Here is a 23,485-nt window from a genome sequence, read left to right on the forward strand (position 1 = left end):
CCTGACTAAAATGGGTGACGGAGAACGAATCGTGTTAGAGATCAAAAGCATACCCGCATTTAATGATAATTACATCTGGCTGATACAAAATAGCGATAAACGTTGCGCAGTCGTTGATCCGGGCGATGCGAAGCCAGTGTTAGAATACTTGCAGGCTAACGAATTAACTTTAGAAGCGATTTTAATTACGCACCACCACAACGATCACATTGGTGGCGTTCCAGACTTAGTGCGTGCCTTTCCTGAAGTCGCCGTTGTGGGCCCGAAATCTGAGCCAATTCCAACCCTAACCACCCCCATGGAAGAAGGCGACAAACTGGAGTTATTTGGCGAAATCTTTTTGGTGCTAGGTTTACCAGGTCATACCTTAGGTCATATCGGTTACGTTGGAGACGGAAAACTGTTTTGCGGTGACGTGTTGTTTTCCGCAGGCTGCGGTCGTATTTTTGAAGGTACGCCAGAGCAAATGTTTGAGTCACTAAACAAGCTAACGTCTCTACCAGAAGAAACTCAAGTCTTCTGCGCGCATGAATACACCGCGAGTAACGTGGCGTTTGCTTTAGCGGTTGAGCCTGATAATGAGCAGCTCCGTCAATATCGCGATGATGTAAACCGACTGCGAGCCCTAAACATTCCGACACTTCCAACAACAATACGCAAAGAAAAGTGGATTAATCCGTTCTTGCGAACCACCAATCCTGACGTGGTTCAATCTGTTGCTAGTCGTATTAAAAATAGCGATCCATGCTCGGTTTTTACTGCTTTGCGTGAGTGGAAGAACGAATTTTAACCATTTTCTGCTTGTAAGTTTGTAAGACCCCAGTATTATCAGGGGCTGATTTTTCGAGAAGCGCCACTGGCGCTTCTCTTACGTTTGGGGTTGATATAAATCTATTTGAATTTCTCCCCATTGCATAATTTAGAAGCTCTTTGCCTCTATTAATTAGTTAGTGTTTAAAAGATGTCTATTATCTTGCGACTGCCACGCACATTGTGTTGCGCGACAGGCAGGTGAAGATAAAAAGGCCCTAAATAGGCTGAATCCATGCGTTTGAAGTATACCTGGGCGTTGGCGTTGTTATTATCTGGCTGTCAATTGACTCAGTCAGACTCAACGTCTTCTACACCAGAAACCAATAAATCTGAGCAGACTGCAAAACAAAATGCAGCGAAGGCTCAACCGGGCAACACATCGTCTTTAGCAAAAAAGTCCGCTAACGACGCGCCTAAAGTTCTTTCCCCTCAGGAACAAGAAGATGTATGGCAACGTATCGCCATGCAACTTGAAATGGATATCCCAAACCATAAGAAAGTGGACTACTACCGTACGTGGTATCTAAAGCACCCGAATCACCTTTACACGGTGTCTAAGCGTGCGACTCCTTTTCTATACATGATCACAAAACGTATCGAAGAGCGTGGACTTCCAATGGAGCTTGCTTTGCTTCCTGTGGTGGAAAGCTCATTCGATGCCTTTGCCTACTCACATGGTAGTGCAGCTGGATTGTGGCAATTTGTCCCTGGCACCGGAAAGATGATGGGACTAGAGCAAAACTACTGGTATGACGGTCGCCGAGATGTGGCAGCAGCAACGGATGCCGCACTGGACTACCTTGTACAACTAAACGAGCGTTTTGATGGTAGCTGGGAGCATGCAATTGCTGCTTACAACAGTGGTGGTGGCCGTGTTTCTAGCGCAATTCGTAAGAACAAAAAGCTCGGTAAACCTATCGATTTCTTCTCATTGGACTTACCAAAAGAGACCAGCAGTTACGTACCTAAGCTGCTAGCCTTGGCTGACGTCATCGCAAACCAAGACAAGTACGGGCTTAATATTCCTGCGATTCCAAACAAGCCTGTTCTAACGCTTGTCGATCCGAAAGAACAGCTTGATCTAGCCATTGCTGCAGATTATGCCGGCATTGGTGTGAAAGAGTTACAAAGTTACAACCCTGCATACAACCAATGGTCAACGGCGCCTGAAGGTCCGCACCAACTTCTGATTCCGGTAGAGAAAAAAGAGACTTTTCTCACTAAGGTGGAGAAAAACCGTGGTAAAGGGATGAAGGTCGCTCGCTACAAGGTGAAGTCTGGTGACTCTTTAAGTGTGCTAGCTAATAAATACGGCACAACCACAAAAGTGATTCGACGTGCAAACGGCCTGTCGAATAACAATATTCGTATTGGCCAATACCTACTGATTCCGACGTCAACAAAAGACGATGCGAAATACGCACTAACGGCACAAAATCGATTAAGCAAGACTCAATCACGTGCTCGTGGACAACTCAAGCTCACTCATGTCGTTCAGTCTGGAGAAAGTTTGTGGTCAATCGCACGTGACAATAAAGTGTCGTATAAATCGTTAGCAAAATGGAATGGCATGGGCCCTAAAGATCCATTGCGCGTTGGTCAAAAGCTCGTGATTTGGAAGGACTCAGACAAAGGTGCTGTGATTCGTACCGTTTTCTACAACGTTCGCTCCGGTGACACCATTAGCGGCATTGCAAGCAAGTTCAAAGTAAAAACAAACGACATCGTAAAATGGAACTCGCTACACAAGAAAAAATACTTACAACCAGGTCAAAAACTTAAGTTGTACGTTGACGTAACGAAGGTAAGTGTATGAACCCATCAAGCAACCCACTTGTGATGCTGTTGGACATTTTTCGTTCTCCAACATCTTGCTTTCTAGCGCTTTACCAACGCGGCGGATGGGGATGGCAACCGTTCATCTTCTTGATGCTTAGTCCGTTTTTATTCTGGGGCGCTTACTTTTCGAATGTCGATTTCACGTGGCTTAGTGACCAACTAGCCGCGCAGTTTCAACAAATCGACCCAAAGCAGATTGAGCTATTAGAGCCAAACACGCTAATGGCAAGTGCGATCATCAATGATGTATTCAACCGCTTTGCCACCTTACTGTTGCTTGCGCTTTGGTTCTTTCTTGCAACGAAGGCAAGCAAGCAACAATATGGTTACTGGAAGTGGTTTGCCGCGTCGTGTGCAATCTTATTCCCAGCAGTATTGGGCGATATCGCAAGCTACGCGAGTCTGTTACTCAAGCATGGTCAGGTGATGACTTACGCAGCAGATTTAAACAGCCTCAATGGTCTATTAAAACTGCCGCTTACCAGCGAGTGGTCGCATTTTGCCAGCTCACTACCACTACTGCTGCCTTGGTATATTGTATTGGGCTACGGTGTTGTGCTTACTTGGACTGAGTTTGAACGTGGGCAAGCCTTGGTGATTGCAAGCCTGCCATGGGTATTCTTCTACGTTATTTGGGCGCTTTATATTGTAGTGACCTAAGCTAGTCATCTAACGTAAATGACAGTAACAATGGGTTATGATCGGAAGCGTCGCTCTGCGGCGCTTTCGCGTATTTGAGGGTCAGCCCTCGGTAAAATACGTGATCCAACGGTAATCCCGTTATAAATTGGACTCGATGATCAGGCGAGAACGTCACTTCTTGCAAGTCCGCGGCTTTTAAGGCCTGTCGCATCGCATTAACGCGAGATTCACTCCAACTATTGAAGTCTCCAGCGAATAGGATCGGCCCTGTATGATGCTTTAAAAGCATTTCAAGAGCCGTTAACTGAGAGACATACTCTTGCGTGCCAACCGTGAAGTTAATTGCATGTACATTCACCACAGCGAGTCTCTCGCCATTGCTTAATTGATATTGGCTGTATAGTGCAGACTTGGGTAAACGCAGCCAAGGCTCTTTAGACGTATAAGCACAGGCTTTTTCTGGTTGCCCTTGAGCGATACTAATCACACCCGCACCGCTGCCCAGCGCCTTAAAGGCACTCACTTGGTTGCTGACCCAGTTGCCATCCACCAACCATTGCTTAAAAGATGGTGTCATGCTGGCTTCTTGCAATAACAGCAGCTGCTTATCAGCAGAGAATTCATTGAGTGCGCTTTGCCAATTATTCCGGTTCTGTTTGTAGATATTCCAGACAAGTACATTGATTTCACCGCCCTGATCCAGAGCTTTTGAGCCGCTAAATTCGATACACCTAATATCCTGCGTCAGCTCTGAACCTGTTTGAGTAATGATTTGCGGCTGATCTGGTACGGTGAAAATAACCTGGAAGCCGACCAATACCGCCATAATAAGAAAAGCTAACGCCAAAAAAAAACGCTTAAACATACGACAAACCTGAATATACGCACCCTAAAACTGGAACAACCAACCTCGGGTTATTTGATTTCACTGAAAGTAAAAAACAAAAAAGGAGCCACTTGGCTCCCTTTTAGCATAATAAATACGAGACAGGTAACAAGAAACCTTAGATCGCGTCTTCGTCTTCTTCACCAGTACGGATACGAACCACACGCTCAACATCAGTAACAAAGATTTTACCATCACCAATTTTGCCGGTTTGCGCGGTTTCAATGATCGTCTCTACGCATTTATCAGCCACATCTTCCGTTACAACGATTTCGAGCTTCACTTTAGGCAGAAAGTCCACCATGTACTCTGCACCACGGTAAAGCTCGGTGTGACCTTTTTGGCGACCAAAGCCTTTCACTTCAGAGACGGTCATCCCTGTAATGCCAACTTCAGCTAGCGCTTCTCGAACATCATCCAATTTAAATGGCTTGATAATCGCTTCAATTTTTTTCATGTTCATCCCTTAAGCTTCAATCGATTGCGCTTATTATCGTTTAGCGTTTCGCAACATTCAATGTTTGTCTCTGATCCACCAGCGAAAATCCAGATTGAGCAAATTAACATGGCGAATATCGTGAGTTGATAAAACCCCAATGAGGACTGCTCAATGCCCAATCATCCAAGCTTTTTCAGACTCGCGTTTACTTCAAACTTGCGTAGTAAGCCGCTAGATTAGCGATGTCTTCATCAGACAACAGTGAAGCTTGAGCTTGCATAACAGCAGCAAGACCACCTGTTCGCTCTTTGTTTTTATAGGCTTTAATTGAACTGATAATGTATTGCTCGTTTTGCCCTTTCAGGTTTGGGTAACCCGGAATGACAGCAATACCGTCGGCGCCATGACACGCAGCGCATACTCCTGCCTTTGCTTGACCTGCTGTGGCATCTCCCGCAGCTAGAGCCTGCCCACTGAGCATGGTTAGCGCCACCATTGCGCCCATGATTGTTTTCTTCATTGCTTCACCTAATCAATTATTATTTAAGGATTTTTATATTTTATAATCGACATTGTGGCATGAATTTTCATTACCTGCGCCAAATAAGTTCACAATCTTGACCATTAAACGCCTGATCAACGAACAGATCTGCCACAGCAACGACTCGGTCTTGATACATCAAAATCGGAATTTGACGACGCAGCCAGCTTGGCACGTTGTATTCTTGGAACAACTTCTTCAGTTTTCGACTGTGATTACGCGTGGTTGGATGCGCTGATAAGCCTTCCGGATTGAAGGTCACGCGAAGCAATTCTGGCTGACTCGGAAGCGCAATCGTTGCGTTGCTAGAACTCGTCGTTAAGGTCAGCTCCCCTAGCCGCTCTGGAAGCGATAAAACGGTATCGACTTGAATCGTACTTTGCCACTCAGTGACGTCAGCGATTTCCGTTACCCAATAGAGACGATTTCGAAAACGGCGCACTTCACCTTGTTTAAGTTGTAGTTTGGGGTTGGCATCTTGCTGAGCTAATGCGACTTCATTCCAGATAAGATTGAGTTGTACCTGAGTCGGCATACTAGTATTAAGCTTAGCCAGCCACATACGAATCAAGCGCGCACGCGCTAATTCACTGTGCTTAGCCAGTTCTTCAATACTCAAACTTAGATCCGTTTGTAAAGCGCGTTCAAACACCGCGCTCAATAGTTCATCCAATAGCGCTTCTTGTTGAGCACATAAGCTTGCACTGCGCTGAACCGCTTGATGGATACTCGGCCAGCGACCAGACAATTCAGGAATAACACAATGACGAAGAAAGTTACGATCATAACGGGTATCTTGGTTGCTTTCGTCTTCCACCCACTCCAAGCCTAATTTAGTAGCCGCGTCTTCGATGGTCTTCCGCTTGATAGTAAGCAATGGTCGAACTAGGGATCCACTAGAAAACGGCATACTCTCCGCCATCGAAGATAACCCTTTTGGCCCGCTGCCTCGTTTAAGAGCAAGGAGAAAAGTCTCTAGTTGATCATCAGCATGTTGGCCGGTCAACAGTATATCGCCTTCTTGAATGTACTTAGTTAAGGCTTGATAGCGAGCTTCACGAGCAAGAAGTTCAATACTTTCACCATTGCTGATGTCTAAGCTCACTCGCTCAATCGAGCATGATATGCCCACTTGTTTTGCCCAAAGTAAGCATTTATCGGCCCAATCATCGGCATTCGAGCTCAAACCATGGTGCACATACACAGCGTGACACTCTATCGAATGCGCTTGTTGATAGCGACTGAGTAATTCGAGTAAAAGACGTGAATCCACTCCTCCGCTAAACGCCAAGACAACCTTAGTGCCTGATTGATAGTAGCGGCCGAGAACTTGAGCAAAATGCGGGTAAAGCGATTCCATAAGCGATCCGATAGGTACAAAAAAGGGCTGGACTCTCATCCAACCCTTTCTATTTTAACTGTTATCACTTGAGATATCAGCTAACGCTTAATAGCAATCACCGAAATTAACAGTAACCGTAGCTCATTAGGCGCTGGTAACGACGTTCACGTAGCGTCTCTTCATCCAATTGCTCTAGATCTTCTAGTTGACGAAGTAGTGTCGCTTTCATATTCGCTGCCATTTGAACATGATCGCGATGAGCGCCGCCTAGTGGCTCTTCAATGATTTCATCGATCAGTTCAAGCTCTTTAAGACGAGGAGCAGTTAGACCCATCGCTTCTGCAGCTTGCGGTGCTTTGTCAGAATCACGCCATAAGATTGAAGCACAACCTTCAGGAGAGATTACTGAGTACGTAGAGTACTGAAGCATGTTCACGTAGTCGCCCACACCAATTGCTAGTGCGCCGCCTGAACCACCTTCACCAACAACGTTACAGATTACTGGCACTTTAAGACCAGACATCACTTTTAGGTTTTTCGCGATAGCTTCAGATTGACCACGTTCTTCTGCGCCCACACCTGGGTACGCGCCAGCCGTATCGATAAATGTGATGATCGGCATATTGAAACGCTCTGCCATTTCCATCAAGCGTAGCGCTTTGCGGTAGCCTTCTGGTTTTGGCATACCAAAGTTACGTTTCACTTTCTCTTTGGTTTCCCGACCTTTTTGATGACCGATGATCATCACAGGACGGCCTTCAAGGCGAGCCATGCCCCCCACAATCGCTTTGTCGTCTGCAAACGCGCGGTCACCCGCTAATTCATCAAACTCCTCAAAAGCGTGTTGGATGTAATCCAGCGTGTAAGGACGTAGTGGGTGACGAGCCAGTTGAGCTGTTTCCCATGCGCCTAGGTCGCTGAAGGTTTTTTTCTTCAGCTCTAAGCTTTTCTTCTCAAGCTGTTCGATTTCTTTATCCAGGTCAATCGCAGAATCACCACCGTGGCGAGAGACATCACGTAGTGCTTCAATTTTCGCTTCTAGTTCTGCAATTGGCTTTTCAAATTCAAGAAAGTTTAGGCTCATCTATGAATCCTTGTTTACTCAGCGTCTAACATATTGCGCTGAATTTTTAGTTAAATTCGAGTTCTACCTGGCTTTTGCCAAGTAACTGTTTTAAATCGTCGAGTAATGTATCACTTGGCGTTACTCGCCACTCGGTGCCCAATGTTAACCGCGCTCTGGCGTCGGCACGCTGGTAGTATACATTGACGGGTACGGTTCCGGCTTTGTGCGGTTCTAAAATACGGCTGAACTGCTCAAAAAACTGATCGTTGATCTGAGTTGCATCTATCGATACCGACAAACCACGAGCGTATTTCTCGCGCGCACTGCCGAGATCCATAACTTCACGCGCCGACATTTTAAGGCCACCGTTGAAGTCATCAAAGCTGACCTGTCCAGAAACGACCAAAATTCTGTCTTTTTCGAGAAGTTCAGCGTATCGATCCAGTGCATCTGAGAACAACATCACTTCCATACGACCACTTCGGTCATCCAGTGTCATAATACCAATTCGTGTACCACGCTTGGTCGTCATTACACGAGCGGCAATAACCAGGCCGGCCACCGTGACAGATTGGTCGCGACGAGTAGGTGTTGCGTCTTTTAGTCGACAACTGGTGTATTTGTTTAGTTCCTTTACGTAGGCGTTAATTGGGTGCCCTGTCAAATATAGACCTAGGGTATCACGCTCGCCCTCTAACCACACTTTTTCTGGCCAAGGCGGAACCTGCGTATACTTATGCTCTACTTCTTCAGGTGCATCCGTTAGCACACCAAACATATCCGTTTGACCAAACGCCTCAGCTTGGTGATGTTGACTTGCTGCTTTTACCGCATCATTGAGTGACGCCATCATCGCCGCGCGGTGTGGGCCTAGTCGATCCAACGCGCCCGCGTAAATCAGCTTCTCTATCACTCGTTTATTGACGCGTTTTAGATCAACTCGAGCACAGAAATCAAATAGGTCTTTAAAGTGACCACCTTTATTTCTCGCCTCAAGAATCGCATCGATAGGACCTTCACCTACCCCTTTTATCGCACCAATACCGTAAACAATTGCGCCATTTTCATCAACATTAAAGCGATATAGGCCAGAGTTGATGTCTGGTGGCAGCACGGTGAGCTTCATACGGAAACACTCATCGACCAAGCCAACGACTTTTTCCGTGTTATCCATATCGGCTGTCATTACCGCAGCCATAAATTCGGCAGGATAATGTGTTTTCAGCCAAAGAGTCTGATAAGAAACCAATGCATAAGCAGCAGAGTGCGATTTGTTAAAACCATAACCGGCGAACTTCTCTACCAAGTCGAAGATTTTCATCGCCAACTCGCCATCGATACCGTTCTTTATCGCACCTTCTTCAAAGATAGCACGTTGTTTCGCCATCTCTTCTGGCTTTTTCTTACCCATTGCACGACGAAGCATGTCCGCACCACCTAGCGTGTAACCTGCTAAGATCTGCGCAATCTGCATTACCTGCTCTTGGTACAGGATGATGCCGTAGGTTGGATCAAGCGTCTCTTTTAGCGACTCGTGTTGCCACTTTTCATCTGGATAAGAGATCGCTTCTCGACCATGTTTACGGTCGATAAAGTTATCTACCATGCCCGATTGCAAAGGACCCGGACGGAAGAGTGCTACCAATGCGATAATGTCTTCGAAACAGTCTGGCTGAAGTCGCTTGATCAGCTCTTTCATGCCTCGAGATTCAAGCTGGAATACTGCTGTCGTTTCAGAGTTTTGCAACAAACGGAAGGAGGCAGGGTCTTCTAACGGTATGGATTCAATTTGAACCGGTTCTTTACCTTCTCGCTCTAGACGTGGATTAATCAGCCCTAACGCCCAGTCAATAATGGTTAAGGTACGTAAACCCAAGAAGTCAAACTTAACTAGGCCAGCGGTCTCAACATCGTTTTTATCAAATTGAGTAACCGGAAAGTGACCTTCAGCGTCTGCATAAATTGGCGCAAAATCGGTAATTGTTGTAGGTGAAATTACAACACCACCAGCGTGTTTACCGGCGTTTCGCGTACAACCTTCCAAAATATGACACATGTCGATGAGTTCTTTAACTTCCTCATCGGCCTCATACAATTCAGGTAGTGCAGGTTCAGCTTTAAACGCCTTATCTAGCGTCATGCCTGGATCGGGCGGGATCAGCTTTGAAATACGATCAACAAAACCAAATGGATGGCCCAATACGCGGCCAACGTCACGGATTACCGCTTTTGCCGCCATGGTACCAAACGTGATGATCTGAGACACCGCGTCACGACCGTACATTTCCGCAACGTGGTCAATAACCTGGTCACGTTTATCCATACAGAAATCGACGTCGAAATCGGGCATCGAAACACGTTCTGGGTTCAAGAAACGTTCGAACAGCAAATCGTATTCCAGTGGATCCAGATCGGTGATTTTTAGTGCGTAAGCCACCAAAGAACCAGCACCGGAACCACGCCCAGGACCGACAGGAATTCCATTATCTTTTGACCACTGGATGAACTCCATTACGATCAAGAAGTAACCAGGAAATCCCATTTGGTTGATAACATCTAGCTCTATCTGAAGACGTTCATCATATTCAGGGCGGCGACGTTTTCTCTCTTCCTCATCTGGAAATAGGAACTCTAAACGCTCTTCCAACCCCTCTCGGGATTTCATGACTAGGAACTCAGTCTCTTTCATCCCTTCGGTTGGGAAGGCTGGTAGGAAGTACTCCCCTAAGCGCACAGTCACGTTACAACGCTTCGCTATCTCGACACTGTTTTCTAACGCTTCAGGAATATCAGCAAACAGCTCGCACATTTCTTCTTCTGTACGAAGATATTGCTGCGGACTGTAGTTTTTTGGCCTGCGCGGATCTTCTAATGTGTAACCATCGTGAATCGCTACGCGTATTTCATGAGCATCAAATAGGTCTGGACTCAGGAATACAACTTCATTGGTCGCCACTACTGGCAAGTCTTGCTGCTCTGCCAATTCAACTGCAAAGTGAAGATAAGTCTCTTCATCTGGACGACCAGTACGAAGTAACTCAAGATAAAAGCGATCTGGAAAATGCTGTTTATAAAAATCAACACACCCTTGCACTATTTGACGGTTGCCTTTCAAAAGGCCGCGACCAATTTCCCCGCTTTTACCGCCGGATAATACAATCAGGCCTTCAGACATTTCAGCCAACCAGGCTTTATCAATCACCGGGTGGTGTTGAACATGTCCACGTAAGTACGCTTTTGATATCAATAACGTCAGGTTCTTATAACCTACATTATCCGCCGCAAGCAAAGTCACTTGTGTCAGCTCTTCACCAAACTCGTCCGACTGCATTTTAAAGTCAGCACCAATGATCGGTTTAACACCACTGCCATGCGCCGTACCGTAAAACTTCACCAAACCACATAGGTTGGTAAAGTCGGTCAACGCCATTGCGGGCATACCGAGCTCAGCAACTTTCTTTACGATTGGCGGAACTTTGTTGAGGCCATCCACCATCGAGAAGTCACTATGAACACGCAGGTGGATGAATTTGGGATCTGACATTAACAGGTACCGTGTAACTCTATTTTGTTGGGGATTCTAACCTAAAGAGGTTGGGTTTATAACACCAATTAGATCGTTTGATTATTCTATGCCTAACGCTTTTTTTACTGGCTTGAAACTCTTGCGGTGTTCACTGATCACTCCGTGTTGCTCAATCGCTTCAAAGTGCGCTTTAGTTGGGTAACCTTTGTGCTTCGCGAAGCCAAATTGTGGATGAAGTTTATCCAACTCTTCCATCTCTTGGTCACGCACGACTTTGGCAATAATTGAAGCCGCACTGATTTCGGCAACACGTAGATCGCCTTTTACTACAGCTTGAGCATCCATTGGCAGCTCCGGACAACGGTTACCATCAATCAACACCAAATCAGGTTGAACCTGTAACCCCGCCACTGCACGCTGCATCGCAACCATAGTCGCCTGCAAAATATTCAGTTGATCGATTTCTTCAGGAGAACAACGCCCGACCGCCCACGCCAATGCTTTTTCTTTGATTTCAGGAAGCAGCGCCATGCGTTTCTTTTCGGTCAATTTTTTCGAATCGTTCAACCCTTCAATAGGATTGTTAGGATCAAGGATAACCGCAGCGGTGACGACGTCTCCCACCAAAGGGCCACGTCCGACCTCGTCGACTCCGGCCACAAGCTGGTAACCTTGCGGATATTCAAACGGAGGGAGTTCAACTTTGGTTTTGGTCGCTTTTGGTTTAACAGCCATGATAAATCTCTATTTTTCAATCAGTTTTAGAACCGCGTTTGCGGCTTGTTGGTCCGCATCTTTACGAATCCAATGATGCATTTCCGTAAACTTATCTAACATCAGTTTATTGTCGCTTTCCAATAAGCGAGAAACCTCAGTAAACAAATTGTCTGGTGTGCACTCATCTTGTAGATATTCTTTGACGAGCTCATCATCCGCTAAGATATTCGGCAATGACACATACTTCGTTTTCAATAGACGTTTAGCTAAGAAAGCAGTAAATGCATTCACACGATAACCCACCACCATTGGACGCTTGAGAAGCATACACTCCAACGCTACGGTACCAGAGGCCAGCATCACGGCATCGGATGCGGTGATGACGTTGCGTGCGGTGTCATCAACTAACTTGAAGTCCAACTCTGGTGCGAGCTCTTTCCATGCTTGTTCAAACTGCTCACGGCGTTTTTGATTAACAAGCGCGACAACAAACCCCAGTTCTGGAAATTTTTTATGGAGTAACTTGCAGGTTTCAATAAATGGCTCAGAGAGCATTTTTAACTCGCTACCACGACTGCCTGGCAGGACAGCAAGCCACTTTTTATCTTGTTCTAAACCAAGCAACTCACGTGCAGGCGCTTGTTCTGATTCTAGTGGGATGGAATCAGCCAAGGTATGACCAATGAACTCGCAAGGTACATTAAATTTGTCGTAGAACGCTTTCTCAAACGGAAGAAATGCTAGCACCAAGTTCGTTGCCGCTTCTATTTTAAAGATGCGCTTCTGACGCCAAGCCCAAACAGACGGACTCACGTAATGAACGGTTTTAATGCCCGCTTGCTTGAGGTCAAGTTCCAGACGTAAGTTGAAGTCAGGAGCATCGATCCCGATGAAAACATCAGGCGGATTCTGAGTAAAATACTGAACGAGCTCAGCTTTCACTTTAAGAAGTCTCGGTAAGCGACCTAAAACCTCGACTAACCCCATCACCGCAAGCTCTTCCATATCAAACAGAGACTCGCAACCTTGGGCTATCATTTTCGGACCGCCAATGCCTACGAACTCTGCGTCTGGATATTGCTGCTTTACTGCTTTGATAAAGCCTTCACCTAGCGTATCGCCAGACAATTCTCCGGCAATGATGCCAATACGTAATGGTCTTTCCATATCTACTTCGCTATTTTTCCTGTGCGCTATGGATAACGGTTTGCCTTATCCATAAAACACAAAAAGATCGTAACCTCAAATTCGGTCACGATCTTTTTATTTATTGCTTCATTCGCCAATTAACGAATAATGCCACGTTCCGTCGTTTCCAGAATATCTGAGAAACGCTTCACAGCCGGCCACTCTTGAGCCATTTCAGCCAGAATAGGCTTCACTTCTTCTAGCGTCTTACCTGAACGATAGATTTCTTTATACGCTTTTTGCAGCGCACGAATCTCTGGTTTCTCAAAGCCGTTACGCTTCAAGCCAACAAGGTTCAAGCCGAAAGGAGTCGCGTGGTTGCCTTGCGCGAGTACGTAAGCAGGGACATCTTGCACCACTGCTGAGCAGCCGCCAATGTACGCGTAAGCGCCCACTGTACAAAACGGGTGAATCGCAGACAGTGCCATCACACCAGCATAATCATCAACAGTAACGTGACCACCAAGAATCGAGTTATTACCGATATGAGTGTGGTTACCAATAACAACATCATGCGCAACGTGTGCATTCACACACAATAAGTTATCATCACCAATGATCGTGGTTGCTTTGTCCTGCACTGTGCCGCGGTGAACTTGGACCGCTTCACGAATGACGTTACGATCACCGATAACCACAGTTGTGTCTTCACCACCGTATTTTTTGTCTTGGTTTTCTTCGCCAATGACAGCATGCGGGAAAATACGGTTATCTTTGCCAATAGTCGTGTGACCTTTGATCACAACGTGAGACATCACTTCTGTGCCTTCACCAATTTCAACCGTAGAGGTGATGTACGTAAAAGGACCTACTGTTACGTTAGCACCAATTTTGGCGCCCTCTTCTACCACCGCTGCCGGGTGGATTTTAGCGGTTTCATGAATCATATTAAAACTCTCGACGAGCACACTTCAGTTCTGCAGAACATACCACTTCGCCGTCAACTTTTGCTACACCGCTAAATGCAGCAATGCCGCGACGTTCTTTCAGAAATTCTACCTCAATAACCAATTGGTCGCCCGGAACCACTGGTTTACGGAATTTCGCGCCGTCTACGCTTGCAAAGTAGTACAGTTCATTTTCTGTTGGTGCACCAAATGATTTAAATGCAAGTAAGCCTGTTGCCTGAGCCATTGCTTCTAAAATCAAAACACCTGGGAATACTGGTAGTTGAGGAAAGTGACCTGTGAACTGAGGTTCGTTAACCGACACGTTTTTAATCGCGTGAAGGTACTTCTCTTCTTGGAAGTCTATCACTCGGTCGATCAATAAGAATGGGTAGCGATGAGGTAGTAGCTCTTGAATTTCAGAGATGTTCATCGTTTTCTTTTCAGTAGTCAAAGTCGTCTTCCTATATCAATTTTTTGCCGCCAAGATGGCAAACGTGGCAACAGGTCGTAAAGCCGAATCGCTTTGCAATATACTAGCAAAATACGCACCATCTTGGAGTTAAATCTACTTAGAGCGCGTCATTATAGAAGAAAAAGACCCGCATTTCGCGAGTCTTCGTACAGAATATGGAACTAGAGCCTGTTAGCTTTCACGTTAAATACAGAGCGAAAGATAACTTGTTCTAAATTTCTTCTTTCTGTTCCAGCTGTTTTTCAACCGCTTTTAGGCGCTTATTCATCTCATCAATACGGTGAACTCGAGTCGCAGTCTTACGCCACTCTCTGTTCGTTTGTAGTGGAATACCTGATGAGTAAAGGCCTTTTTCTTCGATACTGCGCATTACCATGCCCATACCTGTAATCGCCACACCATCTGCGATAGTGATATGGCCATTCAGAACAGACGCGCCGCCAATCTGGCAGTACTTACCAATTTTTGTACTGCCCGCGACAATAGTACCACCAGGCATCACGGTACCATATCCGATCTGCACGTTGTGCGCGATTTGAAGTTGGTTATCCAGAATGACATTGTCTTCAATGATAGTATCTTCGAGTGCACCGCGGTCAATCGTAGTACAAGCACCAATCTCAACGCGGTTACCGATACGCACCGAACCAAGCTGAGGGATTTTGATCCACTCGCCTTTGTCATTCGCATAACCGAAGCCATCAGAGCCAATGACGGTACCCGATTGAACGAGACAGTCATCACCCAATGACACTTCATGGTAGATAGTGACATTAGCCCAAAGCTTGGTGTTATTCCCTAGCTTGGCGTTCTTACCGATAAAACAACCAGCACCAACACTTACGTTGTCGCCGAGTTCCACGCCCGTTTCAATCACGGCATTAGCGCCGATTGTAACGTTCTCACCCATTTTAACGTCAGCGGCAATCACAGCACTTGGTGCAATATCGTCTGCCGGTTTTGGTGTGGTATCCATCGCTTGGACCACACGAGCAAATGCGACATAAGGGTCCGAAACCACTAGCGCATTTCCAACGCATTGCTCTTTATGCTCAGCCTTTACCATAACAACGGTAGCTTGGCACTCAGAAAGGTGTTTTGCGTATTTTGGGTTAGACAAGAAGGTTACATCACCTTCTTGTGCTTTATCCATTGGGGCAACACGGCTTACAACGAGAGACTCGTCACCAAACAGCTCACCCCCGGTAATTGTCGCCAATTCGGCTAATGTTAATGTCTTCATAACTTCTTATTTTAGAGCTTTAATTACGTCTTCAGAGATATTGTATTCTGGCTTGCCGTACTGCAAAGCAGAGATATCAATCACAAGATCGTAACCATTTTTGTCTGCGACTTTCTTAACTGCATCTTGAATCGTTTTGAAAAGCTTCGCTTTTTCTTCAGCTTCACGACGCGCACTTGCTTTTTCAAGTGCTTGTGCTTTCACTTTGTACTCGCTGTCTAGCTTCGCGATATCGATACGTAGCTTTTCAACTTCGTCTTGACCCAAAAGCTCGCCGTCACGTTGTAGCTTCTCAATCTTTGTTTTAGCTTGTGCTTGGATTGACTTCAGTTCATCAGCTTTGCTTTTGAAGTCTTTCTGCATTTTTTGTAGTACAACTTCACGTTGAGGAAGAGCTTGGAAAACTTGAGCTGTATTTACATAAGCAATTTTCTGTGCCGCTTCTGCCGCATTTGCAAACATTGAAGAGCTCAGTACAAGAAGGCCAATCCCAGCCGCTTTGATCATTTTATTCAAAATATTTTCCTCTTTAGAAAGTTCTACCGATAGTGAATGTGAAGAACTCTTCATCATCGCCATCAAATTTCTTAATTGGTTTCGCTAGTGAGAATACTAGTGGCCCCATTGGAGACATCCACTGCAACGCCGCACCGTAAGAAGAGCGGTAGTTGGTTGGATCTGAGTAATCGTAGTAGTAGTTAGCACCCGAAATGTTGCTATTTTCTCGATAATCAAACTCGGTATCCCAAACACTTGCCATATCAAAGAAGATACTGGTACGAATTTGGTTTTGTACTTCCTCTGATGCGAACGGCGTTGGAACGATCAACTCAATACTTGCTAATGCGACTGCGTTACCACCCACTGAATCATCTGTCGCAATATCTGTACCATTGTTAGAGCCGGATGTATCGCGGTAAACCGCTTTAGGGCCAACAGAGTTTGAGCCAAAGCCACGAAGCGATGTAAAGCCACCTGCGTAGTAGTTTTCGTAGAATGGGAACAAGTTATCGTTACCATCCGTTTGACCGTAACCATTACCGTAACCCAAGCGGCCACGGAACAAGAGGGTAAACTCATGCTTTTTAGTTAATGGTACATACTGGCGAACATCGTACTGCAGTTTAAAGTATTGAACGTCAGAGCCAGGTACGGTCATTTTATAGAATGCACGTTGGTGGTTACCTGCCGTTGGGAAGTAACCACGGTTTAAGTTATTACGTGTCCAAGAGATATTGAAGTCGAAGTCGTTCGTATTCAATGCCCCACTTGAATCTATATTATCTTTTTGCGCTTCTAAGAACTGCTCTACCTGCAAGTAAGGCGATAAGTTACCGATCTTGTTGTGCGTATAACCGACACCGAATTCAAAACGGTTCAACTCATCGAATGGGAAGCCCCACGTTAAGCTCGCGCCATAGCTTTCGTTGGTATAGTCAACGATATTGGCTTCTTTAGCTTCAAATTCGTTATAGAAAACCTTACCACCCAAGCTTACACCGTCTAAGTTCCAGTACGGGTCTCGGTAATCTAGACTGATGTTTTTCTGGTAGTCATTCATCATCGCGTTGATACCAACACGGTTACCGCTACCAATAAAGTTATCTTGTTGCAGGCCAACCTGGAAGCTCACACCCGATTCTGTACCGTAGCCAACACCGAAGTTAACGCTACCAGAGTTCGCTTCTTTGACAGAGTAAACTAGGTCAACTTGATCATCACTACCAGGAACTCGAACCGTCTGTACTTCAACATTTTCAAAGTAGCCCAAACGATTTAGACGAGTTTTACCCGTTTCAATCGATTTCGAGTTCAACCAACTGCCTTCCATCTGACGCATTTCACGACGAAGGACTTCATCTTTGGTTGAGTTGTTACCCGTGAAGCGGATATCACGTACGTAAATACGGTTACCTGGATCGACGTTAACGACCAAAGAAACTTCTTGATTCTCGTCGTCAAACTCAGGAATGGTATTCACTTGTGGATAAGCGTAGCCGGACTCACCAAGCACACGTTTAATACCCTCTTCCATTGAAGTGACCAACGAGCCGTTGTATGTCTCATTGTCTTCAAATGGCACAAGTCTTTCGAACGTCGCTTCCTCACCGATCAAGTCACCACGGAACTTCACGTCCTTAACGGTGTAAACCTCGCCCTCTTCTAGACCAAGAGTAATGTATACCCCTTTCTTGTCAGGAGAGATTGCAACTTGTGTCGAATCAACGTTAAATTTTAAGTAACCACGATCCAGGTAGAATGATTTGAGTGCTTCAATATCACCTGCAAGGACTTGCTTTTGATACTTTTCATCAGAAAGGAAATTCCACCACGGCACATCAACATTCAAGTTAAAACGAGAAAGAAGGTCCTCATCGCTGAAAACTTCATTGCCGATAAAATTGATTTGCTGAATTTTTGCCGACACGCCTTCAGTAAAGACAAACTTTAGGTCAGAACGGTTACGTGGCAGTGGAGTCACCACCGCTTTTACTGTGGCGTTGTATTTACCTACGCTGTAATAAAAGTCTTCTAAGCCTTTTTCAATGTTGCTTAGCGTGGTGCGGTCAAGCGCTTCACCTTCACGAACGCCAGATGCGTTCAGGTTTTCTTGTAGCTGCTCGTCCTTGATTGCTTTGTTACCAGAAAATGAGATGCTGGCAATGGTAGGACGTTCTTTGACTTGAACCATCAGAACGCCGCCGTCACGTAACACTTTCACATCTTCAAAGTTACCAGATGCATACAGTGCACGGATAATCTCTGCAACATCGCCTTGGCCAATGGTATCACCGACACGTACAGGCATTTTCAACAACGCAGCACCCAGTGCTACACGCTGCAATCCATCGATTTCAATATCTTGAACTACGAAGTTCTCTGCTCCATTTGCAGATACACTGGTCGCCAGTAAACTTGCAAATAGAATTCGCTTAATCGCCATACTTGTTCTAATTATTCCTTGCTACTGCTTTTGTCTCTGAACTATCACAGACGAGTAAAATCATTAAATAGCGCTAACGCCATGAGCGAGAAGATGATCGCACCACCAATTCTAAAGCCCATTTCCTGCACTCTCTCAGGAACGGGACGTCGAATGACTGCTTCAATTGCAAAAAACAACAAATGACCGCCATCCAACATTGGTAAAGGAACGAGATTAATAATACCTAGGTTAACACTAATTAGAGCGAGAAAACCTAAAAAGTAGACCAAGCCATAATCAGCCGTCGCACCTGCGCCTTTGGCTATTGATATTGGACCACTCAGATTATTCAGACCAACGTCACCAACAATCAGTTTCTTAAGCATGCTGATTGTCAAGCCAATGACTTGGCCGGTTTTGTCTACCGCCTTACCTACTGACTCGAATACACCAAACTGAAGGTCGAAGCGATAACTTTCTGGCCATTCTGCGACTTTAGGTGCAATACCTGCAAAACCAACGACTTCTTTGTTAGCTAGCTCACGGCTACCAGGCGTCAGCGTTAATGTTTGCTCATAGCCCTGACGCAATACCGTTAATTCAATCGGTGTATCAGGATTAGAGCGAACCGCTTCAACAACCTGCTTCCACTCCGTGACGCGTTGTTCACCAATAGCGACAATCTCATCACCTGGAAGCACACCTGCTTTTTCCGCCGCTCCACTTTGCGAAACCTGTTCGATAACGCGATATACCTCCGGTGTATACGGCGCAAAACCTAACGACTGCATCGCAGACTGAGTTTCAGGGTCGAACTCCCATTCGCGCAGATCGAGAGTTTTCGTTACTTCTGAACCAACTTCATTCGCTGACGTCAGTGTTACTGTCATCAAATCATCGCCAATATGAGAAATCAATCCCATATTTACCGATTCCCAATCCGGAGTTTTGATACCAGATATCGATTTAAGTTCCATTCCTGATTCAATTCCGGCTTCTGCGACGATCGAATTGGGCGTAACTTCACCAATTACTGGCTTAACTGCTGGGATACCAATAAGAAATACGAGCCAATAGGCGAAAATTGCGAAAAGGAAGTTAAAGATAGGGCCTGCCGCAACAATAGAGGTTCGCTTCCATAGCGGCTTCTTATCAAACGCTAAGTGCTTCTCATGTTCTGGCACCTCATCAACACGGCTATCAACCATTTTTACATAGCCGCCGAGAGGGATCATTGAGATGCTGTACTCCGTTCCGTCTTTGCCTACCTTACTCCAGATAGACTTACCGAAACCGATTGAAAACTTTTCAACTTTCACGCCGCAACGGCGAGCAACCCAAAAGTGCCCAAACTCGTGCACAGCGACAAGAATGCCCAGTGCGACGATAAAAGAAATGAGATTCCACAATATACCAGTCATCAGATACGCTCGCGTATGGTTTCTAGGGCAATAGTTCGTGCCATTCTATCTAGCTCTAACAAGCTTTCCAAGCTATTCGCATTCTCAGCTTTGCAGCTTGCATTGATTTTATTCAACACAGACTCATTGATGCGAGCGATATCCGTAAAACCTAGGCTGTTATTTAAAAATGCATCAACAGCGACTTCATTCGCTGCATTCAGTGCCGTTGTTGCATGTTGACCTTCATAACAAGCGTCAATTGCTAGTTTTAAACATGGGTAACGAGCAAAATCAGGTTGCAAAAACGTCAATTCGCCAATTTGCGTGAAGTCTAGTGGCTTAACCCCAGCTTCAACTCTTGATGGGTATGACATAGTCAGTGCAATAGGGGTCGCCATATCCGGCTCACCCATTTGTGCCAAAACCGAACCATCGCGGTATTGAACCATTGAATGAATAACAGACTGCGGATGAATAATAACCTTTAGCTGCTCGCGAGCCGCATTAAACAACCATTTAGCTTCGATATACTCTAAGCCTTTGTTCATCATCGTGGCTGAGTCAACGGAAATCTTTGGTCCCATCGACCAGTTTGGATGGGCGATCGCCTGTTTAGGAGTCACCTTTTCCAGTTCTGCGATGTCAGTGTAACGGAAAGGACCACCAGAACCAGTCAGCAAAATATGAGAAATGCCATGTTCTTGTAAATTACAACGACCTAAATTGGTTTGTACTTGCTGTGGTAAGCACTGGAAAATAGCATTGTGTTCACTATCGACGGGAAGTAGCTCCGCACCAAACTCTTCTACGGCATCAATAAATAACTGGCCTGACATGACCAGTGCTTCTTTATTTGCCAACAATACTCGCTTACCAGCTTTCACAGCAGCCATGGTAGGCAGTAGACCAGCCGCTCCGACAATAGCAGCCATCACACTGTCAACTTCGTCCAATGAAGCAATATGGCATAGAGCATCCACACCACCTAATACTTCGGTGTTTGGCGAAACCAAATGTAACTCAGATTGGAGTTGAATCGCTGCGGCTTTGTCCGCCATTACCGCGTATTTAGGTTGCCACTGACGACATAGCCCGATCATCTTTTCAACGTTGGTGCTTGCCGCTAAGGCAACGACAGAAAACAGCTCTGGGTTTTGTTCGACCACTTTAAGCGTGCTTGCACCAATGGATCCAGTAGCACCAAGAATCGTTAACTTTTGCATGTTGTAAGACCGTTAGAAAGCTCAGGAGCGACAATGCCGCTCCTGATAAATTAGAATACGTAGTAAAGAAGAGCAAAAACTGGGAATGCTGCGGTTAGGCTGTCAATACGATCGAGCACACCGCCATGTCCTGGGATAATGTTGCTGCTGTCTTTAATGCCTGAGACACGCTTGAACATACTTTCCACCAGATCGCCGAGCACTGATATAACAACAGTAACCAACGTAATCAACACCATATGGACAGGACTGGAGAACTGAATATCAAACCAATCAGCAAATGCCCACGCCACAATCAATGCCGTGATAATGCCGCCAATAAGCCCTTCAATGGTTTTATTCGGACTGACATGTGGCGCCATTTTACGTTTGCCTAAGCTTTTGCCTGCAAAGTAAGCACCGCTATCTGCAGCCCATACCAAGAAACAAACGTATAACACGAGCTTTGCTCCGTGGTATGGATCTACCGTAATGTCATGAGCTCTAAGAATAACTACACTCCAAAGGAATGGAATTAATGTCAGAAAACCAAACACATGGCGTAAAACAAAATTATTTTGCCAAGATTTCGTCGTTTTGGGATAAGTAATCGCCATTAAGCTAGCAATAATCCACCAAACAAAACCAAGGCCCAGCACAACATAATGAGGCGTTGCTAAATGGTTGAGGCTATGTGCGTCAGGCGAAATATATAGAAAACTAAGTCCGGTAACAATGACTGCCGGAACGAGGGCAGCAAAGCGAGAGTTGCTTCCTGTAAATTGAGTCCACTCCCAAAAACCTAATAGCGTAATTGCAGTTAAAGCGGCAATAAAGCCCATTAGGGGTAATTTAAAAATGCCTAAAATAACCAGGGGAGCTAAAATTAGTGCTGTTATTATTCTCTGTTTCAAACTAACTAGTCCTTATTGAGCTGCCATCAATGCCTTTATTTGTTCACCTGTAAAGCCAAAACGACGTTCTCGATTGATAAACCAAGTTACAGCTTCAACTAAGCTGTCTTCGTCGAATTCCGGCCAATACTCGGGTGTAAAGTACATTTCTGCATAAGCCATTTGCCACAACATAAAGTTGCTGATGCGACACTCTCCACTGGTACGAATCAAAAGATCCACTTCAGGTAAGTCTGCCATGGTCAAATGCTCAGTGATTAGCTGCTCATTGATATCCTCTACACGAATCTCACCGTTACGTGCTTTTAACGCTAACGTTTTGGCCGCTTCTGTGATGTCCCACTTACCGCCATAATTGGCTGCAATGTTGATCACCATCCCCGTGTTACCTGCCGTTAGATTTTCAGCTTCTACAATCTTCTTTTGTAGACGCTCACTAAATCGACTGGTATCACCGATCACGCGCAACCGTAAATTATTTTTGTGTAGTTTTTTTACTTCACTAGACAGGACCGTGATAAACAGTTCCATCAAAAGACCCACTTCTTCCTCCGGACGACGCCAGTTTTCACTACTAAAAGCAAATAGCGTCATGGCTTTAATGCCAAGCTTTGAAGCAGCAGCCACGGTCTTACGAACGGCATTAACGCCTTTTTTGTGACCAAATACGCGAGGTTTTCCTTTGGACTTAGCCCAACGGCCATTACCGTCCATAATGATGGCAATATGCTTAGGAAGGGAATCAGAGAAGGCTTGAGAATTTTGCATAGGGAGTTAATTGAGTTCCATCAGTTGGATAGACTAACATAAAAAAACGCTGAGCTGTGAGCACAGCGTTTTCCAACAGTGATGTGTGTGGGAGTATTAAACTTCCATCAACTCTTTTTCTTTTGCAGCAAGAACTTCATCGATCTTCTTAACTGCAACGTCAGTTAGTTTTTGAATTTCGTCTTGTGCTTTACGATCTTCATCTTCAGAGATTTCTTTATCTTTTAGAAGCGCTTTTAGATCGTTGTTTGCGTCACGACGGATGTTACGAACAGCAACACGACCACCTTCAGCTTCACCACGAACAATCTTAACTAGGTCTTTACGACGCTCTTCCGTTAGTGGTGGAAGTGGAACACGGATGATAGTACCAGCAGACATAGGATTTAGACCAAGATCAGACGTCATGATCGCTTTTTCTACTTTCGGAGTCAGCTCTTTATCGAAAACAGTGATTGCAAGTGTACGTGCATCTTCAGCAATAACGTTTGCTACTTGGTTTAGAGGTGTTGCTGCACCGTAGTATTCTACAGAAATACCAGATAGTAGGCTTGGGTGTGCACGACCTGTACGAATTTTAGAAAGGTTGTTCTTAAGCGCTTCAACGCTTTTATCCATGCGCTCTTGCGCGTCTTTTTTGATTTCGTTAATCACAGTTTCACCTTAAA

21 protein-coding genes are annotated in these 23,485 nt (G+C 45.3%); 3 read left to right on the top strand and 18 right to left on the bottom strand.

Annotated elements, in window-relative coordinates:
* Window positions 1-31: 31 nt before the first annotated feature.
* The 3 genes from gloB to NDJ01_RS06100 all read left to right on the top strand — a co-directional run bounded on the left by gloB (window position 32) and on the right by NDJ01_RS06100 (window position 3,312).
* Window positions 32-790, top strand: coding sequence for a hydroxyacylglutathione hydrolase (gene gloB / locus NDJ01_RS06090; protein ID WP_006741673.1), 759 nt, complete (start codon window positions 32-34; stop codon window positions 788-790).
* A 255-nt stretch (window positions 791-1,045) separates the two neighbouring features.
* Window positions 1,046-2,629 (top strand): LysM peptidoglycan-binding domain-containing protein, encoded by a 1,584-nt coding sequence (locus NDJ01_RS06095; protein ID WP_225462201.1) that lies wholly within the window; start codon window positions 1,046-1,048, stop codon window positions 2,627-2,629.
* Complete coding sequence (locus tag NDJ01_RS06100) at window positions 2,626-3,312, top strand: YIP1 family protein (RefSeq protein WP_046875508.1); 687 nt, start codon at window positions 2,626-2,628, stop codon at window positions 3,310-3,312. The genes NDJ01_RS06095 and NDJ01_RS06100 overlap by 4 nt, the downstream gene beginning before the upstream one ends.
* Window position 3,313: 1 nt before the next feature.
* Here the strand turns inward: NDJ01_RS06100 and NDJ01_RS06105 are convergent, their stop codons facing one another.
* The 18 genes from NDJ01_RS06105 to frr form a co-directional block, all read right to left on the bottom strand.
* The gene (locus NDJ01_RS06105; protein WP_006741670.1) at window positions 3,314-4,159 is read right to left on the bottom strand and encodes an endonuclease/exonuclease/phosphatase family protein; all 846 of its coding nucleotides are present in this window, start codon (window positions 4,157-4,159) and stop codon (window positions 3,314-3,316) included.
* Between the two features lie 139 nt (window positions 4,160-4,298).
* The gene (glnB, locus tag NDJ01_RS06110) at window positions 4,299-4,637 is read right to left on the bottom strand and encodes a nitrogen regulatory protein P-II (RefSeq protein WP_005436810.1); all 339 of its coding nucleotides are present in this window, start codon (window positions 4,635-4,637) and stop codon (window positions 4,299-4,301) included.
* Window positions 4,638-4,824: 187 nt separating this feature from the next.
* Window positions 4,825-5,139, bottom strand: a complete 315-nt coding sequence (locus NDJ01_RS06115) for a cytochrome c (RefSeq protein ID WP_012841507.1) — start codon at window positions 5,137-5,139, stop codon at window positions 4,825-4,827.
* Window positions 5,140-5,209: 70 nt separating this feature from the next.
* Window positions 5,210-6,520 (bottom strand): tRNA lysidine(34) synthetase TilS, encoded by a 1,311-nt coding sequence (tilS, locus tag NDJ01_RS06120; RefSeq protein ID WP_256964346.1) that lies wholly within the window; start codon window positions 6,518-6,520, stop codon window positions 5,210-5,212.
* A gap of 106 nt (window positions 6,521-6,626) precedes the next feature.
* Window positions 6,627-7,586, bottom strand: coding sequence for an acetyl-CoA carboxylase carboxyl transferase subunit alpha (gene accA / locus NDJ01_RS06125; protein ID WP_005380365.1), 960 nt, complete (start codon window positions 7,584-7,586; stop codon window positions 6,627-6,629).
* Between the two features lie 46 nt (window positions 7,587-7,632).
* Window positions 7,633-11,112, bottom strand: coding sequence for a DNA polymerase III subunit alpha (gene dnaE, locus NDJ01_RS06130; protein WP_006741668.1), 3,480 nt, complete (start codon window positions 11,110-11,112; stop codon window positions 7,633-7,635).
* Window positions 11,113-11,193: 81 nt separating this feature from the next.
* The gene (gene rnhB / locus NDJ01_RS06135; protein WP_005380361.1) at window positions 11,194-11,829 is read right to left on the bottom strand and encodes a ribonuclease HII; all 636 of its coding nucleotides are present in this window, start codon (window positions 11,827-11,829) and stop codon (window positions 11,194-11,196) included.
* 9 nt (window positions 11,830-11,838) lie between these two features.
* Window positions 11,839-12,978: a lipid-A-disaccharide synthase gene (lpxB, locus tag NDJ01_RS06140; protein WP_047008877.1), complete on the bottom strand. Its 1,140-nt coding sequence runs from the start codon at window positions 12,976-12,978 to the stop codon at window positions 11,839-11,841.
* Between the two features lie 119 nt (window positions 12,979-13,097).
* Window positions 13,098-13,886, bottom strand: coding sequence for an acyl-ACP--UDP-N-acetylglucosamine O-acyltransferase (gene lpxA / locus NDJ01_RS06145; RefSeq protein WP_005380357.1), 789 nt, complete (start codon window positions 13,884-13,886; stop codon window positions 13,098-13,100).
* Between the two features lies 1 nt (window position 13,887).
* Complete coding sequence (gene fabZ / locus NDJ01_RS06150) at window positions 13,888-14,340, bottom strand: 3-hydroxyacyl-ACP dehydratase FabZ (protein ID WP_005380349.1); 453 nt, start codon at window positions 14,338-14,340, stop codon at window positions 13,888-13,890.
* A gap of 232 nt (window positions 14,341-14,572) precedes the next feature.
* Complete coding sequence (gene lpxD / locus NDJ01_RS06155) at window positions 14,573-15,604, bottom strand: UDP-3-O-(3-hydroxymyristoyl)glucosamine N-acyltransferase (RefSeq protein ID WP_065645509.1); 1,032 nt, start codon at window positions 15,602-15,604, stop codon at window positions 14,573-14,575.
* 6 nt (window positions 15,605-15,610) lie between these two features.
* Complete coding sequence (locus tag NDJ01_RS06160; RefSeq protein WP_005391804.1) at window positions 15,611-16,120, bottom strand: OmpH family outer membrane protein; 510 nt, start codon at window positions 16,118-16,120, stop codon at window positions 15,611-15,613.
* A 13-nt stretch (window positions 16,121-16,133) separates the two neighbouring features.
* Window positions 16,134-18,548, bottom strand: coding sequence for an outer membrane protein assembly factor BamA (gene bamA / locus NDJ01_RS06165; protein WP_047008880.1), 2,415 nt, complete (start codon window positions 18,546-18,548; stop codon window positions 16,134-16,136).
* Between the two features lie 44 nt (window positions 18,549-18,592).
* Window positions 18,593-19,951, bottom strand: coding sequence for a sigma E protease regulator RseP (gene rseP / locus NDJ01_RS06170; RefSeq protein ID WP_258586437.1), 1,359 nt, complete (start codon window positions 19,949-19,951; stop codon window positions 18,593-18,595).
* Complete coding sequence (gene ispC, locus NDJ01_RS06175; protein ID WP_258586438.1) at window positions 19,951-21,156, bottom strand: 1-deoxy-D-xylulose-5-phosphate reductoisomerase; 1,206 nt, start codon at window positions 21,154-21,156, stop codon at window positions 19,951-19,953. Before ispC ends, rseP begins: the two co-directional genes overlap by 1 nt.
* Before the next feature lie 50 nt (window positions 21,157-21,206).
* Window positions 21,207-22,049 carry a phosphatidate cytidylyltransferase gene (locus NDJ01_RS06180; protein ID WP_048625888.1) on the bottom strand — a complete coding sequence of 281 codons (843 nt, stop codon included), beginning with the start codon at window positions 22,047-22,049 and terminating at the stop codon, window positions 21,207-21,209.
* A 12-nt stretch (window positions 22,050-22,061) separates the two neighbouring features.
* Entirely contained in the window at window positions 22,062-22,817 is a 756-nt protein-coding gene (locus NDJ01_RS06185) for an isoprenyl transferase (protein ID WP_258586439.1), read from the bottom strand.
* Window positions 22,818-22,913: 96 nt separating this feature from the next.
* Window positions 22,914-23,471 (bottom strand): ribosome recycling factor, encoded by a 558-nt coding sequence (frr, locus tag NDJ01_RS06190; RefSeq protein WP_005380330.1) that lies wholly within the window; start codon window positions 23,469-23,471, stop codon window positions 22,914-22,916.
* Between the last annotated feature and the right edge of the window lie 14 nt (window positions 23,472-23,485).

This window comes from Vibrio sp. HS-50-1 (assembly GCF_024747315.1).
Classification (GTDB): Bacteria; Pseudomonadota; Gammaproteobacteria; order Enterobacterales; family Vibrionaceae; genus Vibrio; species Vibrio diabolicus.

Coding starts and splice junctions, on each gene's coding strand:
- NDJ01_RS06095 (WP_225462201.1), top strand. CDS start 1,046: ATGCGTTTGAAGTATACCTGGGCGTTGGCGTTGTTATTATCTGGCTGT.
- NDJ01_RS06100 (WP_046875508.1), top strand. CDS start 2,626: ATGAACCCATCAAGCAACCCACTTGTGATGCTGTTGGACATTTTTCGT.
- NDJ01_RS06105 (WP_006741670.1), bottom strand. CDS start 4,159: ATGTTTAAGCGTTTTTTTTTGGCGTTAGCTTTTCTTATTATGGCGGTA.
- glnB (WP_005436810.1), bottom strand. CDS start 4,637: ATGAAAAAAATTGAAGCGATTATCAAGCCATTTAAATTGGATGATGTT.
- NDJ01_RS06115 (WP_012841507.1), bottom strand. CDS start 5,139: ATGAAGAAAACAATCATGGGCGCAATGGTGGCGCTAACCATGCTCAGT.
- tilS (WP_256964346.1), bottom strand. CDS start 6,520: ATGGAATCGCTTTACCCGCATTTTGCTCAAGTTCTCGGCCGCTACTAT.
- accA (WP_005380365.1), bottom strand. CDS start 7,586: ATGAGCCTAAACTTTCTTGAATTTGAAAAGCCAATTGCAGAACTAGAA.
- dnaE (WP_006741668.1), bottom strand. CDS start 11,112: ATGTCAGATCCCAAATTCATCCACCTGCGTGTTCATAGTGACTTCTCG.
- rnhB (WP_005380361.1), bottom strand. CDS start 11,829: ATGGCTGTTAAACCAAAAGCGACCAAAACCAAAGTTGAACTCCCTCCG.
- lpxB (WP_047008877.1), bottom strand. CDS start 12,978: ATGGAAAGACCATTACGTATTGGCATCATTGCCGGAGAATTGTCTGGC.
- lpxA (WP_005380357.1), bottom strand. CDS start 13,886: ATGATTCATGAAACCGCTAAAATCCACCCGGCAGCGGTGGTAGAAGAG.
- lpxD (WP_065645509.1), bottom strand. CDS start 15,604: ATGAAGACATTAACATTAGCCGAATTGGCGACAATTACCGGGGGTGAG.
- bamA (WP_047008880.1), bottom strand. CDS start 18,548: ATGGCGATTAAGCGAATTCTATTTGCAAGTTTACTGGCGACCAGTGTA.
- rseP (WP_258586437.1), bottom strand. CDS start 19,951: ATGACTGGTATATTGTGGAATCTCATTTCTTTTATCGTCGCACTGGGC.
- ispC (WP_258586438.1), bottom strand. CDS start 21,156: ATGCAAAAGTTAACGATTCTTGGTGCTACTGGATCCATTGGTGCAAGC.
- NDJ01_RS06185 (WP_258586439.1), bottom strand. CDS start 22,817: ATGCAAAATTCTCAAGCCTTCTCTGATTCCCTTCCTAAGCATATTGCC.